The 20365-nt window shown below is 37.8% G+C and carries 15 protein-coding genes; 9 read left to right on the top strand and 6 right to left on the bottom strand.

Annotation, left to right across the window (positions count from 1 at the left end; genetic code table 11):
- Positions 1-42: 42 nt before the first annotated feature.
- A complete protein-coding gene (locus DS885_RS02640) occupies positions 43-2442 on the bottom strand; it encodes a diguanylate cyclase (RefSeq protein WP_113817859.1) in 2400 nt (799 codons plus the stop codon).
- A 292-nt stretch (positions 2443-2734) separates the two neighbouring features.
- A complete protein-coding gene (locus DS885_RS02635; protein WP_113817858.1) occupies positions 2735-3244 on the bottom strand; it encodes an OmpA family protein in 510 nt (169 codons plus the stop codon).
- Between the two features lie 126 nt (positions 3245-3370).
- On the opposite strand from DS885_RS02635, the gene DS885_RS02630 reads away from it, so the two are divergent.
- The gene (locus DS885_RS02630) at positions 3371-4864 is read left to right on the top strand and encodes a peptidoglycan-binding domain-containing protein (protein WP_113817857.1); all 1494 of its coding nucleotides are present in this window, start codon (positions 3371-3373) and stop codon (positions 4862-4864) included.
- A gap of 161 nt (positions 4865-5025) precedes the next feature.
- Here DS885_RS02630 and ylqF read toward each other — a convergent pair whose 3' ends face one another.
- A complete protein-coding gene (gene ylqF / locus DS885_RS02625) occupies positions 5026-5967 on the bottom strand; it encodes a ribosome biogenesis GTPase YlqF (RefSeq protein WP_113817856.1) in 942 nt (313 codons plus the stop codon).
- A 421-nt stretch (positions 5968-6388) separates the two neighbouring features.
- Here ylqF and DS885_RS02620 point away from each other — a divergent pair, with 421 nt between their 5' ends.
- The 6 genes from DS885_RS02620 to cyoE all read left to right on the top strand — a co-directional run bounded on the left by DS885_RS02620 (position 6389) and on the right by cyoE (position 11928).
- Positions 6389-6796 carry a hypothetical protein gene (locus tag DS885_RS02620; RefSeq protein ID WP_113817855.1) on the top strand — a complete coding sequence of 136 codons (408 nt, stop codon included), beginning with the start codon at positions 6389-6391 and terminating at the stop codon, positions 6794-6796.
- A gap of 307 nt (positions 6797-7103) precedes the next feature.
- Positions 7104-8063, top strand: coding sequence for a ubiquinol oxidase subunit II (cyoA, locus tag DS885_RS02615; protein WP_113817854.1), 960 nt, complete (start codon positions 7104-7106; stop codon positions 8061-8063).
- A 2-nt stretch (positions 8064-8065) separates the two neighbouring features.
- Entirely contained in the window at positions 8066-10054 is a 1989-nt protein-coding gene (cyoB, locus tag DS885_RS02610; RefSeq protein ID WP_113817853.1) for a cytochrome o ubiquinol oxidase subunit I, read from the top strand.
- Positions 10051-10686, top strand: a complete 636-nt coding sequence (cyoC, locus tag DS885_RS02605; protein ID WP_113817852.1) for a cytochrome o ubiquinol oxidase subunit III — start codon at positions 10051-10053, stop codon at positions 10684-10686. Before cyoB ends, cyoC begins: the two co-directional genes overlap by 4 nt.
- A complete protein-coding gene (gene cyoD / locus DS885_RS02600) occupies positions 10686-11015 on the top strand; it encodes a cytochrome o ubiquinol oxidase subunit IV (protein WP_113817851.1) in 330 nt (109 codons plus the stop codon). The genes cyoC and cyoD overlap by 1 nt, the downstream gene beginning before the upstream one ends.
- A gap of 31 nt (positions 11016-11046) precedes the next feature.
- A complete protein-coding gene (gene cyoE / locus DS885_RS02595; protein ID WP_113817850.1) occupies positions 11047-11928 on the top strand; it encodes a heme o synthase in 882 nt (293 codons plus the stop codon).
- A gap of 525 nt (positions 11929-12453) precedes the next feature.
- Here the strand turns inward: cyoE and DS885_RS02590 are convergent.
- On the bottom strand, positions 12454-13824 hold the full coding sequence (locus DS885_RS02590) for an MFS transporter (protein ID WP_113817849.1): 1371 nt from the start codon (positions 13822-13824) through the stop codon (positions 12454-12456).
- Between the two features lie 252 nt (positions 13825-14076).
- Here DS885_RS02590 and DS885_RS02585 point away from each other — a divergent pair, with 252 nt between their 5' ends.
- Both DS885_RS02585 and DS885_RS02580 read left to right on the top strand, forming a co-directional pair.
- A complete protein-coding gene (locus tag DS885_RS02585; RefSeq protein ID WP_113817848.1) occupies positions 14077-14469 on the top strand; it encodes a hypothetical protein in 393 nt (130 codons plus the stop codon).
- Positions 14470-14660: 191 nt separating this feature from the next.
- Positions 14661-15740, top strand: coding sequence for an alkene reductase (locus DS885_RS02580; protein WP_113817847.1), 1080 nt, complete (start codon positions 14661-14663; stop codon positions 15738-15740).
- 63 nt (positions 15741-15803) lie between these two features.
- Here DS885_RS02580 and DS885_RS02575 read toward each other — a convergent pair whose 3' ends face one another.
- Positions 15804-18917, bottom strand: coding sequence for an efflux RND transporter permease subunit (locus DS885_RS02575; protein ID WP_113817846.1), 3114 nt, complete (start codon positions 18915-18917; stop codon positions 15804-15806).
- Between the two features lie 8 nt (positions 18918-18925).
- Entirely contained in the window at positions 18926-20110 is a 1185-nt protein-coding gene (locus DS885_RS02570; RefSeq protein WP_113817845.1) for an efflux RND transporter periplasmic adaptor subunit, read from the bottom strand.
- Positions 20111-20365 lie beyond the last annotated feature (255 nt).

Here is a 20365-nt window from a genome sequence, read left to right as displayed (position 1 = left end):
GCTGTGGGAAAATAATTCATTTTATTATTCACATCAATAGTCTTAAATATTTGACTGTACCTGGTTTCTACCTTTCTCTTTGGCTTTGTATAAAGCGATATCAGCTTTTTCAATTAAGCTTTCTAATGTATCGTCTATTGCATATTCACTCACTCCGATACTTATCGTTACGTTGATATAACAGTTTAGTCTATTAGAAAGGTAGGGGTGTTTCTCTATTTTACTACGTAACTTCTCGGCAACTGTGATACTTTCCTCTAAACCTGCTTTCGGTAGTAAAATAACGAACTCTTCTCCGCCATAACGGGCAAATAAATCATCCACACGTAATGCTTCCTGTATGCATTTTACAAAGTATTTTAGAATTTTATCCCCTGTAATATGCCCAAAGTCATCATTCACTTTCTTGAAGTGGTCTATATCAATGAGCAATACCGATAAAGGTTCATTAAGTTCTTGTGCGGTTTTAAAAAATAATCGCGATTGTTCAATCAAATAGTGACGATTAAAGGTATCAGTTAAATTGTCTTTATAAGCCACATCGCGAAGTAGCTCTTTGGAGTGCTCAATTTTTTGAGTTCTTTCTTTAATTTTTAATTCTAAACTTTCATTTAACTCTCTTAATGCTTTGGTTTTTTCTTCAATTTGAGCATTCAAGCTTTTGTTTAGTTTATTCAGTATATTCTGACGATACCAAAAACATGCGACGATCAAGACAATAAGTAGAGCTGCCCAACCAAGTAACCTGTAATCAAACGTCTCTATATATTTGATTGAATTATTACTGTCGATCACTGTGGCTATTTTTTCTTGTGATAAATTATGTACTAACTTATCCATTATAGTGAGTAAAGCAGGCTGATCACTCCTCACCCCAATGCCTAACTCTCTTTTTTGATCAAACTTACCACTGACTTTAAGTTGTCCTAAAAAATGCTCTTTTAAAAAGTAAGTCACGGCATCTAAGCCATCGATAAAACCGTAAATTTCCCCATCTGCGACTTTTTTTAAGCCACTTTTTACATCATCAACATCCACGATTATAATATTTGGGTAGTTTTTTCGTATAAAGTCTTGTTGAGCATATCCTTTCACCATCGCAATTCTTTTATTTGCTAATAAGTTAAAATTATTAACAAAAGGAACGTGGTACTTAGTAACGAGTACACGTGGAAACACTAAATAGGGGGAAGTAAAATTAAGATAAGCTTTTCTCTCTTCTGTTTCTGCTGCTAATGACAGTAGGTCGCAGGTTCTTTGTTTTGCCAGCTCCACAGACTCAAGCCAGTTTTCTGTAGGAATGACTTCAAGTGGAATAGGTAGTTGCTCTCTAAAAGTATCAATAAATACTTTGTTGGTACCTACATGGTGACCATGACCATCTAAACCTTCAAAGGGTAGCCAGTTTGGATCGACACAAATTGTTATTTTTTGCTTTTGTTGTAAATAGGCTTGTTCAGCAGGAGTGAAGAAAATATAGGGGTTTTGTTCGTCATAAATGAATCTTTCGTAATTAATCGTCCCTTCATTAATCCCTAATACTTTATATAGATCAAAGCTTTTTTGTATTTTTGTTTTATCAACAACACCTATTTTATCGGTGTTTAAATAGGCAAGCTTCTTTAATGCAACAGCTTCAAAAGTGAGCGCTTCTTTACTTAAATTTTGCTCGTTATATTTCTCGAGTATCACTTTTACTGTTTCATCTATATGTGCAAAAGCATATTCCCAGCCTTTTAACGAGGCCTTTCTAAAGGCTTTGGTAGAAGCTATGTCGTTAGCAATAAAATCTTCACTGGTATATAAGTAGTCACTGTATAGGTCAAAACCATCATATTGTGGTGAGAATATATTAAATTCCACGCCTTTATTTTGTAAATCAAAGGGGGCTTTAGAAATATAAGCAGACATAATATCGGTTTTTTTGTTGATTAAGTCGTTGATATTATGTGAGTGAGGGATTTGTTCTAGATCAGTTAGTTTTAAATGATTAGCATTAAGCATCGCTTTAATTGAGATCTGTTTAGCGTCTGCAACACTCGTCATGATCCGCTTGCCAGGGAAATCAGCAAATGTATTTATGTTTGAGGACTTTGTAGAGAGCAAGGTTAATGGACTTGATTGGAATAAAGCATACATAACCACGATTTTTTTATGTTTTGCTTTTTCTAGGATGAGGTTTTCTTTGCCAACGGCAAAGTCTAACTCTCCCTTGAGTATTTGTTTAACTGTGTCCGGTTGGCTTGCTATGGTGAAAGGTTTTATGGATACAGAAAGTCCCTCTTGATTGTAAAACCCTTTCTCTTTTGCCATGTAATAACCTGCAAATTGAAATTGTTCAAACCAAGATGTTTTTAGTGTTATCTGTTTTAACTCTTCTGAATGTGAGAAGTGGCTAAGAAGCACCAAAAAGGAGATTAATATTTTGATATTTTTAAGCACTCAATAATTCCTTTTACGCTTTGAGCCTATATATACAAATCTATTTGCTAATAGTTGACTATAGCAGAGATCTTCAAAGCAATAGATATTTTTGGGCTTAAAATGAATAAATAATCATATTTTTGTAGGTTTAAGGTAAATACGTATCAAATGGAAGGATATATTGCGAAATTGTAATACAATAGAGAGAGTGGATGTAACCACTATCAGAATAGATAGTGGTTAATTATGGCATCTCGTTAGTTTACTGTTACAAGAATTTGATTAACGGTTTAAACGATGAGATGAAATCTTATTGCTCTTTGTATTTTATCTCTGCGATACGGCTTCTTTCTGAAGAAACATATTCAGCTAATTCAACGGCATCATTAAATACTTCAGCAATAACACGACGGTTCTTCTGAGCACCAATTTCTGTGTTGTTATCATACAATGGAGAGCTTTCACCAAATCCAATCGCTTTGACTTGTGCAGGTTTTACACCTAACTTAATTAACTCAGCTCTTATTTTTACAGCTCTATCAGAAGATAGTTGTAAGTTATAAGTGGCTGTTGCAAATTTGCTGGTATGGCCTTCGATTACTGCATATAAGTCAGTTTCTTTTAAGAAAGTTGCGAACTCGGCGATTTCCGTTTTTTCAGCGTCATTCATATATACAGTTGAGTCGTTTTTAAATTCGACATTTAAATCAGGAACCATTATACAATCAGGGCAATCCTCACCCCCATCTTGTGCAAAGGCATTACTAGCCAATGCTAGTGTTAGAACAGAGGTTGTAAATAGTGTTTTTAGTGTTTTCAAAATAAACTCCTTTTTATAATTTCTGAAACATTTAATGAACTATATCACGAACTGAGAATTAAATAGGCAAATAAAAGTTATTTTTGTGATAAAGTACTTGATATTACTCAACGAAAGGGAAAAACAATGAATAATAACTTCAAAGTATCAGCCATATCAGCCGCTGTCTTGCTTACTGTAACAGGGTGTTCGGTATCAGACTCATCTAATGAAGCTTTAGCAATTAAAGATCAACAAATTCAAAAGCTGAATGAACAAATCGAAGAGAAAAACACAACAATTGCAGCATTAAGTTCTTCACCTTCAGTTCCTGGTGCAAATGATGAGGCTTCAGTTGCTAACTCTCTTATTCCGCCAAATGCTGAATTAGGGCACTGTTATGCAAAAGTATTAGTGCCTGCTCAATACCGTACTGACCCTGTGCAACGTTTAATTAAAGAAGCGCAGTCTAGAATTGAAGTGACACCTGCAACTTATAAAGTTGTTGAAAAGAAAGTAACGATTCGTGAAGCGAGTTCTAAATTAGTACCTGTTCCTGCTACTTACAAAACAGTAACAGAAAACATCATGGTTGAACCTGAAAAAATAACATTGGTGCCAGTACCTGCTGTTTATAAAACAGTGACTGAAAGAGTCATGGTTGAACCAGAGAAAACTGCACTTGTTGCGGTACCTGCAGTTTATAAAACGGTCACCGAAACTGTGATGGTTGAACCAGAGAAAACTGCACTTGTTGCCGTACCTGCTACTTACAAAACGGTAAGTGAAAGTATTATGGTTGAGCCAGAAAAAACTGAGCTAGTGACTGTACCTGCAACTTATAAAATGGTTTCTGAGCAAGTCCTTGTTTCTCCAGCTCACACCGAGTGGAAAAAAGGACGTGGTGAAATTGAAAAAGTTGACCACGCTACTGGTGAGATCTTATGTTTAGTTGAAGTACCTGCGGTTTACAAAACGGTAACGACTAAAGTATTAGACCAAGATGCTTACACTAAAGAAGTAAAAACACCGGCTGTTTACAAAACGGTGAAAACAAAAGCATTAGATACAGCACCAACATCTAAAGAAGTCAAAACACCTGCTGTTTACGATACTGTTACTAAACAAGAACTAGTTACGCCAGCAACAACAAAAGAAGTAGTAACACCTGCTATCTATGAAACAGTGACTAAACAAGAGCTAGTGACACCTGCAACAACGAAACAGGTCGTGACACCAGCTGTATATGAGCTCGTTTCAAGTAACGTGTTAGATACGCCAGCAACAACTGAAGAAGTTAAAATCCCAGCAATTTGCAAAATGGTTAAAACACGTGTGTTAGATGTACCTGCGAAAGAGACTAAAATCTCTATTCCTGCAGAATATGAGACCTATGACACAAGCGTTAAAACAGCTGAACCTTACCTGAAATGGCAAGAGATTTTATGTGAAACAAATACAACTGAAGATGTTGTTTCAAAACTACAGCGTGCATTACAAGCTGAAGACTACAACATTACTCAAGTTGATGGTGTTTATGGTGCAGAAACACGCGCTGCAGTTAATGCATACCAAGAAGATCAAAACTTAAACAAAGGTGCATTAACATTAGAGACATTAGAGAAATTAGGCGTTCAATAATTATCTAATCATTTAAGTAAGTAGTACTTAATAGCCCACTCATTGAAGTGGGCTTTTTTGTGTCTGTTATTTAAGAGATTGTACTGAGAGATGAGTTATAGTTTGTATTGATGATAACTTGTACCAATAGAATCTATTTAAAGTTAAAGGGTAGAAGAGGGTTACTTTCTTTTATTATATTTACGTCTTCTCGATTTTTTCTTCTCAATTTTATTTTCTGCTTGAAGTGCCATTAGCTCTGCAACTTCCACTTTCTCAACTGCTGCCATTTCAGGTGTTTCAATACTTAACGGGCCAAGTGCGCCTGAACGTAACTCATTTAATAAAATAGTGGATACCTTATAGATATCAAAATGCCCACCTGCACGCAAAGCACCACGACGTTTAGCAATTAATTCCATTAACTCATGGTCTGATTGTGGTACATCATCAAATTCATAGCGTTGCTGTAAACGCGGTAGATAGTGCTCAATAAGGTACTCTGCCGCGTAATATGCAATATCTTCATACTCTATGGCTGTATCTTTAATGGCACCTGTAACTGCTAAACGATAGCCTGAATTGGCATTTTCAATTTTAGGCCATAAAAACCCAGGAGTATCAGAAAGCATGATGCCACTAGGTAAACGAATACGCTGTTGGTTTTTAGTGACTGCTGGTTCATTACCTGTTTTAGCGATGATTCTATCGGCTAAGATGTTAATAATGGTCGATTTCCCAACATTTGGAATCCCCATGATCATGGCTCGAATCTGTTTATCTTGGCCTAAACGATGCGGTAACATTTGTTCACACAGTTTGGTGATTTGATGTACTTGTTCAGGTTTACTAGTAGTAATCGCAATGGCTTTGATATCTTGATCTTGCTCTAAGTATTCAATCCATTTTTCAGTAATAGCTGGGTCGGCAAGGTCTGCTTTATTTAATACTTTGATACAAGGTGTCTTTTCACGAATCGCACCTATAAGTGGATTTTCACTACTATAAGGAATACGTGCATCAACCACTTCTATAATGATATCCACCTGAGGTAAAACTTCTTTAATTTGCTTATGTGCTTTATGCATGTGCCCAGGAAACCACTGGATATTCGCTTTACTCATGTATGTTGTTGCCTTTTAAATTTACTTATTTGGATAGTTATTTTCGATAATAGTGGTGGGGATAAATACACTTTATGACCCCATAAAAACTTGATCAGCATTACTATTATAAAAAATGAACATTTATAGATAAATGTTAACACTTATCACTTGTTAACGGGAGAAAATAGATAGAATGGTTTGCTATGTATAGACGCTGTTAATTTGTTTGTGGTTATTTTGCAGGCTTATGATCTCAATATTTAACAATTAATTTAGTGCTGAAGGTGTTTTCTACTTGTTGCCTAGAGTGACTTTGATATACTTGCGAAAATTTAATGACTACCGCTGTTTTTTTGACTTATATCATATTAAGTAATCTAAAAGTACAGTAGCCATTACTTTCCAGTTCGTTTTATAAAAAGCAAATAAGGTTATACCTTTGAGTTTACAGTATCGTCAGCAAACGGAATTATTGTCTATTACCCGTAGATTTTTTTCGCGTGCGCGAAACTTTTTTATGGAACGAAACGTACTTTCAATATTGGTTATTTTATTTTTGAACTTAGCAATACTTTTTCAAGGCATTGTTGAAGAAAAAAGTGAAATAAGCAGTTTGTTAGCGAAAGGCGCATTACCTGATATTATTTCAGCTAATGCAGTAGGTTATTTCACTAGCCCTATATTGTCTAACCACTTAATAGTCGGGTTATGTTGGTTAATCTTCTATTTCTTTCCTAAACATCGTGCTGCGATGGTTGTTCAAAAAGCAGCTTTTGCTTTTTGTGACACATTGCAAACCTTTATTGTTACTAATACCCGTGGTTGTCGTGCACCACCTCAGGTATAGGTTAAATAGTTATTTTAAAAATGGGTGTTACTCATTTTTATAATGTTATTTAGCCGCATTTAGTTACTTTTCTCTTATTGTTTTCATTCATGTTTTTTATCAGCGATGAAAACGTATTTGAGAATAATCTTATACTGTTGTATTTAGTACTTGATACAACATCTTTTAACTTTAGGTTATAGCAATACGTTTAATTAACATGTGTCAAAGTAGGTAATAAAAGTGCGTGAAAGGATTTATTTTTCACTTATTTTTACTAGTCACTTGCATAGATAGTTACACGGATTGGTATTAGTAGGATGGTCCATTGTTAATTCGTAACCTTTGTAATATAGCTTTAGCTAGCATAGTCTTGACCTTGTCAGGCTGTAAAGGCGGAGTACTCGATCCAAAAGGACAGATCGGCTACGATGAGAAAAATCTTATCATCATAGCTACCGTTCTTATGTTGCTCGTAGTTATTCCCGTCATCGTAATGACTTTATATTTTGCATGGAAATATAGAGACTCCCGAACTCATGAAATATACGCACCGAAATGGGCTCATTCTACTAAGATTGAAGCTGTCGTTTGGGCTGTGCCTATTTTAATCGTTCTTGTTTTAGGTGTCATCACATGGGAATCAACACATCGTTTAGACCCATATAAACCACTTGAAGGTAAAGGTGAACACATTACCGTTGAGGTGGTGTCATTAAACTGGAAATGGTTATTTATTTATCCTGAGCAAGGCATTGCAACGGTAAATGAATTAGTGTTCCCTGCTAATGTACCTGTTGAATTCAAGATCACATCAGAAAGCACGATGAATTCATTCTTTATTCCACAGTTAGGCAGCCAAATTTATTCAATGGCTGGCATGCAAACTAAATTGCACTTGATTGCTGATGAACCTGGTACGTTCAAAGGTATTTCAGCTAACTACAGTGGTGCTGGCTTCTCTGGAATGAAATTCAATGCTATTGCAACACCAACGCAAGCGAACTTTGACGATTGGGTAAGTAATATTAAAGCTCAGGGTAATACATTAACTAAAGATGGTTACTATGAACTAGCTGAACCTACTGAAAACCATCCTGTTACTTATTACGGTAATGTTGAAGACGATTTATTCCACACAATCCTGATGAAGTTCATGGTGCATATGTCAGGTAAAAATGACATTTCTGAAATGAAAGGTATGGAGCATAAAATGGGTGAACATAAAGATCATTCAGGACACTCGGATCATTCAGCGCATTCATCTCACACCCAAGGCGAGGAGTAATCATGTCGTTTTTAGGTAAAATAACTATGGATGCAATTCCACTTCATGATCCCATTCTTGTGGTGACCATGATCGGTATTGCTATAGGTGGCCTCGTTTTATTAGGGCTTATTACAAAATACAAAAAATGGGGCATATTATGGCGTGACTGGATCACTTCAGTTGACCACAAACGCCTTGGTATCATGTACATCATTCTTGCATTAATCATGTTATTCCGTGGTTTCAGTGATGCAATCTTGATGCGTTCACAATTAGCATTGGCAACCAATGGTTCGCCTGGCTATTTACCGCCAGAGCATTACGACCAAATCTTTACGGCACACGGTGTCATTATGATCATCTTTATGGCAATGCCATTCATGGTTGGTTTAATGAACATCATCTTGCCATTACAGATTGGTGCGCGTGATGTTGCTTTCCCATTCTTAAACAACTTAAGCTTCTGGCTAACTGCAAGTGGCGCGATCTTAATGAACATTTCACTGGTATTTGGTGAGTTCGCTAAGACAGGTTGGGTAGCTTATCCTCCGCTTTCGGAGTTGACCTTTAGCCCTGGGGTGGGGGTCGATTATTATATTTGGGCCTTGCAGATATCGGGACTGGGTACACTGTTAACTTCTGTTAACTTCCTAGTGACGGTATTTAAAATGCGTGCTCCTGGTATGACCCTAATGAAAATGCCTATTTTCACTTGGACTTGTACTTGGGCAAACATCCTAATTGCTGCTTCATTCCCAATTTTAACTGCTGTATTAGCAATGTTAACACTTGACCGTTACATGGATTTCCACTTTTTCACCAATGATCTTGGTGGTAATTCAATGATGTACATCAATCTGTTCTGGGCATGGGGTCATCCTGAAGTTTACATTCTAGTATTACCGGCATTTGGTATATTCTCAGAAATTATCTCTACATTTACGGGTAAACGTCTATTTGGTTACAAATCGATGATTTACGCGAGTGGTGCTATTTCTATCTTAGGCTTCATCGTTTGGTTACATCACTTCTTTACAATGGGATCAAGTGCTAACGTTAATGCCTTCTTTGGTGTAATGACCATGATTATTGCGGTACCAACTGGTGTGAAACTATTTAACTGGTTATTCACTATCTACCGCGGACGTTTGCGTATCACGGTACCAGTATTATGGACACTTGGTTTCATGGTGACCTTTACTATCGGTGGTATGACAGGCGTACTATTAGCAATTCCTGGTGCTGACTATGTATTACATAACAGCTTATTCCTAATCGCTCACTTCCATAACACAATTATCGGTGGTGCTGTATTTGGTTACCTAGCTGGTTTTGCTTTCTGGTTCCCTAAAGCGATGGGTTTCAAGCTTAATGAAAAATGGGGCAAGGTATCTTTCTGGTGCTGGATTGTTGGTTTCTTCGTAGCATTTATGCCGTTATACGTACTAGGTTTCCTAGGTATGACTCGTCGTCTAAATCATACTAATACACCTGAGTGGAACTTCTGGTTATACCTAGCTGCTGTTGGTGCGATCATTATTATGTTCGGTATTATTGCGCAAGTGATTCAACTATACGTGAGCTTTAGAGACCGTGAAGCGCTTGATGATAAAACAGGTGATCCATGGAACGGTCATACACTTGAGTGGGCGAGTACGTCACCACCACAAGCGTATAACTTTGCTGTCATTCCACACGTTGATGATATTGACGCTTGGACAGATATGAAAGAAAAAGGTCAAGCTTACGTTACTAAAGAAAGCTACAGCCCGATTCATATGCCTAAGAATACCTCTGCGGGTGTCCTAATGGGTGCTACATTAACTATTTTCTGTTTTGCAATGGTTTGGCATATCTGGTGGTTAGCAGGTGCTGGTCTAATTGGTGCGATTGCGGTGTTTATTAAGCGCTGTTACTGCAACGATGTTGATTACTACGTACAACCAGATGAGATTCTTGAAACTGAAAAAGCATTTAATTTAAGTGGCCGTGAAGGAGTTAAAGCATGAGTACGCTTTCAGCAGATTTAGCATCTACTAATGTAGATGCTGCATCAACACATGATGATCATCACGATCATCATGATACATCAGGTGATACCGTATTTGGTTTCTGGTTATACCTAATGACGGATTGTCTATTATTTGCCTCGTTTTTTGCTACCTACGCTGTGTTGTTTATGAACACAGCAGGTGGAGTGTCAGGTAAAGACATTTTTGAACTGGATTTTGTTGCTGTGGAAACAGCAGCATTATTGTTAAGTAGTATTACTTTTGGTTTTGCAATGATTGCAGCGCAAGGCCAGAAGAAAGCATTAACATTAATCTGGTTATTAGTAACGTTTTGTTTAGGTGCAGTGTTCATCGGCATGGAAATCTACGAATTCCATCACTTGATCGTTAATGGTCATGGCCCACAACACAGTGCTTTCTTAAGCTCATTCTTTGCATTAGTTGGTTTACATGGTTTACATGTAACAGCTGGTTTAATCTGGATGACTATTATGATGATTGAAGTGGCTCGTCGTGGTTTAGGTAAAGCGACGGTAACACGTTTAAGCTGCCTAAGCTTATTCTGGCACTTCCTAGACATCGTTTGGATTTGCGTATTTACCGTTGTTTACTTAATGGGGGCAATGTAATGAGTCAAGATACACATCATGATGAATCACACGGTACTGTTAAAAGTTACTTAGTTGGCTTTGTGCTATCAGTTATTTTAACGGCTATCCCATTTTACATGGTAATGGGTGGTGATTACTCTAAAATTACTACTATTTGGACAATCGTTACTTTAGCGATTATTCAAATCTGGGTGCATTTAAAATACTTCTTACACCTAAACTTTATTACTGAAGATGGCCGTGCAAATAGCTTCTCATTCCTATTTAGTGCATTGATTATTGTCATGGTAGTAGGTTTGTCTGTTTGGATTATTTATGAATCAAACGCAATGATGATGCACTTCTAGATTCTAGTGTATTTTCAAAAAGAGGTTAGAGATGTTTCGTCGTTATCTAAGTGTAACTAAACCTGGCATTATCATGGGTAACTTCATCAGTGGAGCGGGTGGTTTTCTACTTGCTTCGCGTGGTGATGTAGACCTATGGTTAATGTGTGCCACGTTAATTGGTTTATCACTGATCATAGCATCGGGGTGTGCAATCAATAACGTGATTGATAGGGATATAGATGTGGTGATGGCACGTACTCGTAAGCGAGTTACCGTCACTGGCGAAATGTCTGCATTCTGTGCGTTGTCTCACGGCGTAGTATTAGGTATTGCAGGTTTCGGTCTGCTTATTGCCTATACGACGCCGGCAGCAGTACTTTCTGGTTTGTTTGGTTACTTCATTTATGTTGTTGTTTACAGCTTATATATGAAACGTAAATCTGTGTATGGTACTTTTGTTGGTAGTTTATCTGGTGCAGTGCCGCCTGTTGTGGGTTACTGTGCAGTGACAGGTCAGTTTGATATGGCAGCGGTTATTTTATTAGTCATGTTCAGTTTGTGGCAAATGCCACACTCTTACGCGATTGCTATTTTCCGCTTTAAAGATTATCAAGCAGCGAATATACCAGTATTACCAGTATCACAAGGTATTGATAAAGCGAAGCAACGTATTGTTATTTATATCGCAATCTATGCATTAGTGGTGATGTTATTGCCTATTGCTGGTTTTACAGGTTTAGCCTTTATGGCGGTTGCTTGTATCACTAGTTTCTGGTGGTTACTAATGGCTTTACGTGGCTACCGTCGTGATGTTGATATCGTTGGTTGGGCACGTCGAGTATTCGCATTTTCAATTGTGAATATTACAGCATTAAGTATTGCGATGGCTTTAGATTACCAAAGCATTGCACCGCAAGCGTTCAGCTTTTAACTAAACAGTTAAATGTATTTATTGAAGGCCTTGAGTGAGAACTCAGGGCCTTTTTTTTGTTTTTAAAAACCAATATCGTAGTTTTATAGTCATCACCCCAATGACATTAATTAACTGATCTAGCTTACTTGTTAAACTAATACCAATCACACTAAGTAACTGAGTTATTTTACTTGTTAACATAACTGATTCCTTCGTTGTAATTTTCGCAAATAAAACAACTATTAAAGCATTAACATCGTTTGGTTAATTCTCCGATAGACTATTAACGAAGTTAATCGTCGAAAGGCTTAAATTACGCCTTGAACTAAGCCATTTCTCCTGCGCAATATTGAGATCACTTATTTAAAAAAATTAGTATTAGACCTTCGGAGTAAGTGTAGGTTTTTACTTGGCACTTTATAAAAGATATAGGTGCATTACTTGATATAAGCTTAGTGCAGGGGAATTGGAGTAAGGATTATTAACAGGGAAGGTGTGGCAGAGGTGCAAGCTATGCACCAGTACCACTGGTAATATAAAGAGTTATTTAGGTTGGTTTAATAGAGCTTTAATATCGGCAATATTGACAATCTTCTCATCAATTTTCAGGTAAGCGATGGCCTCGGTAAAGACAATCGTTGCTTCTATTACACCTGGCATATTGATTAGCTGCTCTGCGACTTCGCCAGCTTTCTTTTCATTTTTGACATTAATAGCAAAACTAAAGTTTTTAGATTTTCTTAGTGCTCGCATGCTTAAAGACACCAAAAACCAAGCGGCGCTAATGATCGACATTGCAAGAAAAATAGCTTGTTCACCGAATTCACCAGCAATTAATCCCCCTAATACTCCACCTGTAAAAGCCCCTAGGAACTGACTGCTTGAATAGATACCCATCACGCTGCCTTTTACCCCAGCCGGTGAAATACGAGACAAAAGAGAGGGCATGGTTGCTTCTAAATAGTTAAAGGCAGTAAAGAACAATACGACCATTACTACTAAACTAGTAAAACCGGTAGGCAGGTACCACAGTAAAAACAAAGATAGAGTGAGTAATAAAACCGATGCTGATAACATTTGCTTCTCTTTTTGTTTTTTGATGGCAAATATCATAAATGGAATCATCAGGAAAAATGAGCCGATTAACGTGGGTAGGTATAATTGCCAATGATCTTCTAGCATTAAACCACTTTCTACAAACTGTTTAGGTAAAGTAATAAAACACGCTGTCATAGCCATATGTAATGTAAATACCCCAAAATTAAGTCGTGATAATTGTGGGTGACGGATTAATTTTTTGAGTTGTGTTGGTAAGGCAACACTATCGCCACGAGGCGCTTTATTAATGGAGTTAGGTACAAAGAATTGAATCAAAAAAATGGCTAAAATAGTTAATACTGCAATAAACCAAAATAACCCACTTAAACCAAAGGCTTCAGCGGTAATAGGGCCTACCACCATCGCAATAGTGAAAGATAAACCGATAAACATACCGATAGTCGCCATCACTTTAGGTCGTTGTTCTTCTCGACTTAGGTCAGCCGCAAGGGCTAGAATCGCACTGGCAATTGCGCCCATTCCTTGTAATGCTCGTCCAAATACTACGCCATAAATAGTATCTGACATGGCAGCTACAATACTACCGAGTAAGAAGATAAGTAGACCAATCAGGATAATCGGTTTACGTCCATATTTATCAGATAAAATGCCCATTGGAATTTGTAGCATCGCTTGGGTTAAGCCGTAGGCACCAATAGCGATACCGATCCAAACAGGGCTATAGCCAATGAGTTGTTCGCCATAAATGGCAAAAATGGGTAGGATCATAAATAGACCCAACATACGAAGACCAAAAACAGCGGCTAATGAAAAGGCTGCTCTTTTTTCAATGCTATTTAAACCAGTACTACTCATAAAATATTATAACTCTGTTGTTGTGAGGCCTTAAGCAAGGGGGAAGCCACAGGTGAGGAGCGATATTTTATCATGGACATCAAGGTAAACAACCTTGTAATTTGTAGGTGAATTATTAAGCTTTGAATGTTTCATTGATCCTTTTCCAATTTACTAAAAGGTTTCAACGCATGACTTATCTTTCTATCATTCCAGTACAACCCATGTTAATAATAAACGCCTGTTATCTTTTTTATAAAGGGCGTTTCTATTTTGAATACAATCACAATACCGGCCATTACATCCGATGTAACAGGTCTTTCTGTTTTTAAAGAGGTTGAATATTCTGTTGAAGATTATAACGGCTTAATGATCAGCGAACGACAGGGTGCGTTGAATTTTCGCTATCGAATCAGTGAACCTGGCTATTTTAGTACTTGGCATGTTGCGGGCGATCCAACACTAATCATTATTCGCTCAGGAACCTTAAGAATGACCTTACGTAATGGCGAGTATCGAGATTTCTCTTCCGGCGACCTGTTTATAGCACAGGATAAGTTAGATAATAATGAGGTGTTTGATCAACAAAAAAATGGTCATACAGCGGAGTTAATTGGTGACCAGTTACTTCAAGCTGTACATATTAAGCTTAGTAAGTCGGTATAGTAAGTGGTCACTTATTTTGAGGTGCTTTGATTATAAAAAGCATAATAGAGAATTAATTGTTGTTATTTAGACAATAGTTAATTGTATTTAGGTCTATTGTTGTTAATGTTTTATGGTATTAATATGCAATTCCAAAGTTATTATTGTAGCGTTAATCGACGCTGCTTATTGTTTAAAATGAGGAGTTATTGATGACTTTAGCTGAAAATAAATTATTTCAAGCTGTCTCTGTGGGTGATGTTGAACTAGCGAATCGTATTGTAATGGCGCCTTTAACGCGCACGCGTGCTCCTAATCACCAACCAAATGCATTGATGGCGGAATACTACGCTCAACGTGCAAGTACTGGTTTGCTGATCACTGAATGTACTATGGTCAGTGAAAATACTTCTTCATTTGGTGATGATCCTGGTATCTACTCACAACAACAAATCGAAGGCTGGAAGTTAACTACAGAAGCAGTACATCAAGCCGGTGGTCGTATTTTTATGCAAATATGGCATGCCGGGCGTGCGGCTCATCCATTACTTAATGGTGGTAAAGAAGCCGTTGCGCCAAGTGCGATTGCTATTGAAGATGTAACACATACACCAGAAGGTAAAAAGCCTTATACAGTACCACGTGAATTAAGTGTTGAAGAAATCAAAGAAATTGTTGCAGATTTTCGTCAAGCTGCGCTTAATGCAAAAGAAGCGGGGTTTGATGGAGTAGAGATTCATGGTGCGAACGGGTACTTAATTGATCAGTTCCTGCGAGATAGTGCCAATAAACGAACAGACCAATATGGTGGTTCTTTTGAGAATCGTTCTCGCTTCTTACGAGAGGTGATAGAGGCTGTAACTGAAGTAATGGGAAGTGGGCGAGTAGGTTTGCGTTTATCACCTTTAAATAGCTTTAATAGCATGAAAGATAGCGATCCTATTGCTTGGTTAACTTACCTTGCCACTATGTTGAATCAGTATCAGTTAGCTTACTTACATGTGATGCGTGCCGACTTTTTTGGTTTGCAGAAAGCTGATGTTATTCCGGTAGCAAGAGAAGCTTATCAAGGGCATCTAATGGTGAATATGGGATACGGAGCAGCAGAAGCGGCTGAGGTTATCAGTAATAACCAAGCTGACAGTGTTGCTTTTGGTACCAGTATTTTAGCCAACCCTGACTTTGTAGAACGCATTCAACAAGGAGTAGAGTTGAACACGCCTGAGCAAAGTACCTTTTATACACCTGGTGCAGAGGGTTATACAGATTATCCTTTTATGGATGCGTCATAATAATATTATTTTATATGTCAGAAACAAAAAGAGCGGCTTTGCCGCTCTTTTTAATACTGCTGTTTAATCTATTACTTCCGGTTTAGGTTCGGTTTTAAATAGTTTTACGATCATCACAAAGAACAGTGGTGCAAAATACATAACGAGACAAGTTGCTGCAATCATTCCCCCCATTACTGATGTACCTAGTGCATTTCGTGCATTAGCACCAGCTCCAGTACTCACAACTAACGGTAAGACCCCTAATACAAAGGCTAGCGAAGTCATGATAATGGGACGTAAACGCATTTCACAGGCATGTACTGTGGCAGAAACTAGGTCAACACCTCTATCGAATTGTTCTTTAGCAAACTCCACAATCAAAATAGCGTTCTTCGCGGTTAAACCGATAGTGGTTAATAAACCAACCTGGAAGTAAACATCATTCTCAAAGCCACGTAATAAGATAGCTGTTAATGCACCTAATACCCCTAATGGTACAACTAAAATAATCGCTAATGGAATACTCCAGCTTTCATATAAAGCAGCTAAACAAAGGAAAACCATCAATATTGAAATCGCATATAAAATAGGTGCTTGGTTACCCGCTTCTATCTCTTGGTATGAAGTTCCTGTCCAGCTTACTTGCACATCACTTGATACTTCAGCAGCTAATTTATTAACTTCCGCTATTGCATCACCTGTACTGTAACCTGTTGCCGCTTCACCTAACACTTCTAATGCTGAGTTACCATTATAGCGCGACAATTGCGGGGAACCCACTCCCCAATGCGAAGAGGTAAAGGCAGAGAAGGGAACCATTTCATCTTGGTTATTACGTACATACCAATGATCTAAATCTTCTGGGCTCATACGGTACGGTGCATCTGCTTGAATATACACTGTCTTAGAGCGACCTTTGTCGATAAAGTCATTCACATAAGATGAACCCCAAGCAATCGATAAAGTATCATTAATATCACTGATACTCAGACCGTATACTTTGGCTTTTTCATAATCGATATCGAGATAGAACTGTGCATTATCTTCTAAGCCATTTGCTCGGCTTCTTTGCAGTACAGGGCTTTCAGCCATTTTAGCCAATAGTTGATTACGTATCTCAACTAACTTGCTATGGCCAACATTACCAATATCTTCTAGATAGAAATCGAAACCTGTTGATGTGCCTAACTCACGAATAGCTGGAGAATTGAAGGCAACAATTGAGGCTTTTTTATAACTCGAAAAGTAAGCCATACTGCGTTGAATAATGGCATTAACATTAGTTTCATCTGTGGTTCTTTCAGACCAATCTTTTAAACCGACAAATGCCATACCTGCATTTTGACCCGACCCAGCAAAGTTAAAGCCTGATACAGTAAATATGGTGCCAACAGTGTCACTTTCATTGTCTTCGAAATAAGTTCTCACGTCGTTCATGACGGCTTCAGTTTGCTTGATGGTTGCCCCTGTTGGCAGTTGTACCATCACATTAAAGTCACCTTGGTCTTCACTGGGTAAAAATGAACTTGGGATGTTGTTAAACAAGTAACCAGCACCGGCAAATAACACCACGTAAATAATCACAAAGCGGGCAGGGCGAGCTAATACACGCCCAATTGAGCCGTGATAACCTTTTAACAAACGATCAAAGCCTATATTAAAGTAGGTAAACACTTTTGATGATTTAGTTTTATCTACTGGTTTCAATAGGGTTGAACAAAGTACCGGTGTTAAGGTTAAGGCAACGATCACCGATAACACCATTGCGGTAACAATAGTAATTGAGAACTGTTTATAGATAACCCCTGTTGAGCCTGACATAAAGGCCATTGGGATAAATACCACGGTTAATACCATAGTAATGCCAACTAAGGCACTGGTGATCTGTCCCATTGACTTTTTAGTGGCTTCTAGAGGAGAGAGCTTTTCTTCGTGCATAATACGCTCAACATTCTCGACCACGACGATCGCATCATCGACTAATAGGCCGATCGCTAATACCATACCAAACATGGTAAGGGTATTAATGGAAAAGCCTAATAGAGACATAACAGTAATGGTACCTAGTAATACTACAGGTACGGCAATAGTAGGAATGAGCGTTGCACGAAAATTTTGTAAGAAAAGCAGGATAACAAAGAAAACCAAAATGATTGCTTCACCTAAGGTTTTAACGACCTCTTCAATTGATAAGCGAATAAATTTGTTATTATCTACGGCTTTCTTAAATGCTAACCCCTCAGGAAATGATTTAGATAATTCCGCTAGTTTTTCATCTACAGCATTTTGTGTATCAAGCGAGTTTGCACCCGATGCAAGGGTGATTGCAATACCTGATGTTGCATAGCCATTGAACATCGGGACAACACTAGAGCTTTTACTACCTAACTCTACTCTTGCCACATCTTTTAAGCGTACTTTGGAGCCATCTTCATTTACTTTTAGTAAAATCTCTTTAAATTCATCAACTGATGTTAATAAACTTTGTGCGGTAATCGTCGCATTAATCATTTGTGAATCAGTGGAAGGGGTACCACCAATTTGTCCAACCGTGACTTGACTGTTTTGTACTGATACTGCGTCCGATACATCAACAGGAGTTAAGTTATAGCTATATAGTTTAGCGGGATCTAACCAAATACGCATCGCATAAGAAGGACCAAAAATGGTCACACTACCGACACCATTTACACGACTAATAATATCTTTGATACTTGAATTAGCATAATCTTGGATATCGCCTGCATTCATTGAACCATCAGGGGAATAAAGTGCGGTCACCGACATAAACCCTGAGGTACTTTTTGTGACGGTTGTACCGGCATTTTGAACGGCTGTAGGCAAACGGCTACTTGCTTGTTGTAAGCTATTTTGCACTTGTACTTGTGCAATATCTGGATCGGTTTCAGCACTAAAAGTTAAGGTAATTGAAGCACTACCTGAAGAGTCACTGGTGGATGACATGTACAGTAAGTTATCTATTCCCGTCATGCTCTGCTCAATAACCTGAGTTACACTGTCTTCAATGGTTTTTGCCGATGCACCGGTATAAGTTGCACTGATTTCAACTGAGGGTGGCGCAATAGTTGGATATTGTGCTATTGGTAAATTTAAAATCGAAGCGATACCCGCAATTAATACTACGATGGTCATCGCCCACGCAAAAATGGGTCTATGAATGAAAAAGTGAGACATACTAGTTCCTATTCCGCTGTATCTGTTGTTGATGGGGTAGTGGTGTTTGCAGCAAGCTCGGCGCTGGTGATGTTACTATCAACGACGACAGACAAATCACTTTTTATTTTAGTTAGGTTGTTGGTAATAATACGATCACCAACTTCTAAGCCTTTTTCAACAACCCAACTGCTGCCCACTTCATTGCTTAATGTGATGCTTTTTTTCTCCACCACATTGTCTTCATTCACAACATAAACAGAAGGTGCGCCTGATTGACTTCTTACCACAGTATTTTGTGGTACAACGAGGTAATCTCGTGCTTCTGGGTAAGCGATATGTGCTCGAACATACATACCCGCTAATAATTCCCCGTCTGAGTTAGGAAATACTGCTCTTAATGTCACTGTACCTGTTGAGCCCTCTACCTGAGTGTCAACAAAGCCCAAAGTACCTTGTTGTTGGTAAGTGGTGCCATCTTCTAATGTCAATGTAACAGGCACGACAGGTTTTGTTGCGAGGGCATCTCTAAATTGTCGTTTTATTTTATATAAGTTCACAGCAGACTGTTGCATATCTACATATACATTATCCGTTTGAATGATGGTTGTCAGGTAATCAGTTTGGCCTGAGGTTAATAAAGAGCCTTCAGATACATTAGAGAAGCCTGCTTGACCTGAGATAGGGGCTTTAATTTTAGTATAAGATAACTCTATGTTGGCATAATCTAATGCAGCTTGGCTGATTGCTGTTTCAGCTTTTGCTTCTAAGTAAGTTGCTTCAGCTTGATCAAAAAGTTGTTGGCTGCTGAGTTTTTTCTTTAATAGTTCTGCGTAACGCTCCATCTCTTTTTTGGCATTAGCTTCTGTACTTTGCGCTTTTTTTAGTTCAGCTTTAGCACTGTTCACCGTTGATTGATAAGTGGTAGGGTCAATTAAGAAAAGAGTATCACCTTCTTGTACATAACTGCCTTCTTCATACAAGCGACTTTTCACAATACCTGTTATTTGTGGCCTTACTTCTGCTTCCTTAAAGGCTGTCACTCGACCGGGTAATTCACTACTTAACCGTAAATTTACATAATCTACGGTTAATGTATCGACATGAATTTTTGCTGCAGCTTGTTGATTTGGTGGTGTTTCATCTCCACAGCCCAATAGGCTTAAGGAAAGGCTTAACAGTAAAGGGTATTTAATTGCGTTAGCAAAAGTCATAGGTCAACCTCGGTGTAAAATAAAATAGAACGATGGATAATAACTATCCCATAAAAGGAGTTAAGGCAGAGTTAAGATGAACGATTATCTACATTTTTAGTTAATAAAAACGTGAACAATATTAACTTACTCATATTGCTAATATGTTATGGCATTTTAATACTTAATAAAGCCATTATTTCAATAATATTAACAGGCAATTGTGACAAATTATTTTTAAGAAAAATCTTATTAAGTATGTGATTAATATAATGT

The sequence above is a fragment of the Psychromonas sp. B3M02 genome (genome assembly GCF_003318165.1).
In the GTDB taxonomy this organism is placed as follows: domain Bacteria; phylum Pseudomonadota; class Gammaproteobacteria; order Enterobacterales; family Psychromonadaceae; genus Psychromonas.
Note: the sequence above shows the minus strand (reverse complement) of the source record. Positions and strands in the feature narration are given on the sequence as shown.

Coding starts and splice junctions, on each gene's coding strand:
- cyoE (WP_113817850.1), top strand. CDS start 11,047: ATGTTTCGTCGTTATCTAAGTGTAACTAAACCTGGCATTATCATGGGT.
- DS885_RS02630 (WP_113817857.1), top strand. CDS start 3,371: ATGAATAATAACTTCAAAGTATCAGCCATATCAGCCGCTGTCTTGCTT.
- cyoC (WP_113817852.1), top strand. CDS start 10,051: ATGAGTACGCTTTCAGCAGATTTAGCATCTACTAATGTAGATGCTGCA.
- DS885_RS02575 (WP_113817846.1), bottom strand. CDS start 18,917: ATGTCTCACTTTTTCATTCATAGACCCATTTTTGCGTGGGCGATGACC.
- cyoD (WP_113817851.1), top strand. CDS start 10,686: ATGAGTCAAGATACACATCATGATGAATCACACGGTACTGTTAAAAGT.
- ylqF (WP_113817856.1), bottom strand. CDS start 5,967: ATGAGTAAAGCGAATATCCAGTGGTTTCCTGGGCACATGCATAAAGCA.
- DS885_RS02590 (WP_113817849.1), bottom strand. CDS start 13,824: ATGAGTAGTACTGGTTTAAATAGCATTGAAAAAAGAGCAGCCTTTTCA.
- cyoB (WP_113817853.1), top strand. CDS start 8,066: ATGTCGTTTTTAGGTAAAATAACTATGGATGCAATTCCACTTCATGAT.
- DS885_RS02570 (WP_113817845.1), bottom strand. CDS start 20,110: ATGACTTTTGCTAACGCAATTAAATACCCTTTACTGTTAAGCCTTTCC.
- DS885_RS02580 (WP_113817847.1), top strand. CDS start 14,661: ATGACTTTAGCTGAAAATAAATTATTTCAAGCTGTCTCTGTGGGTGAT.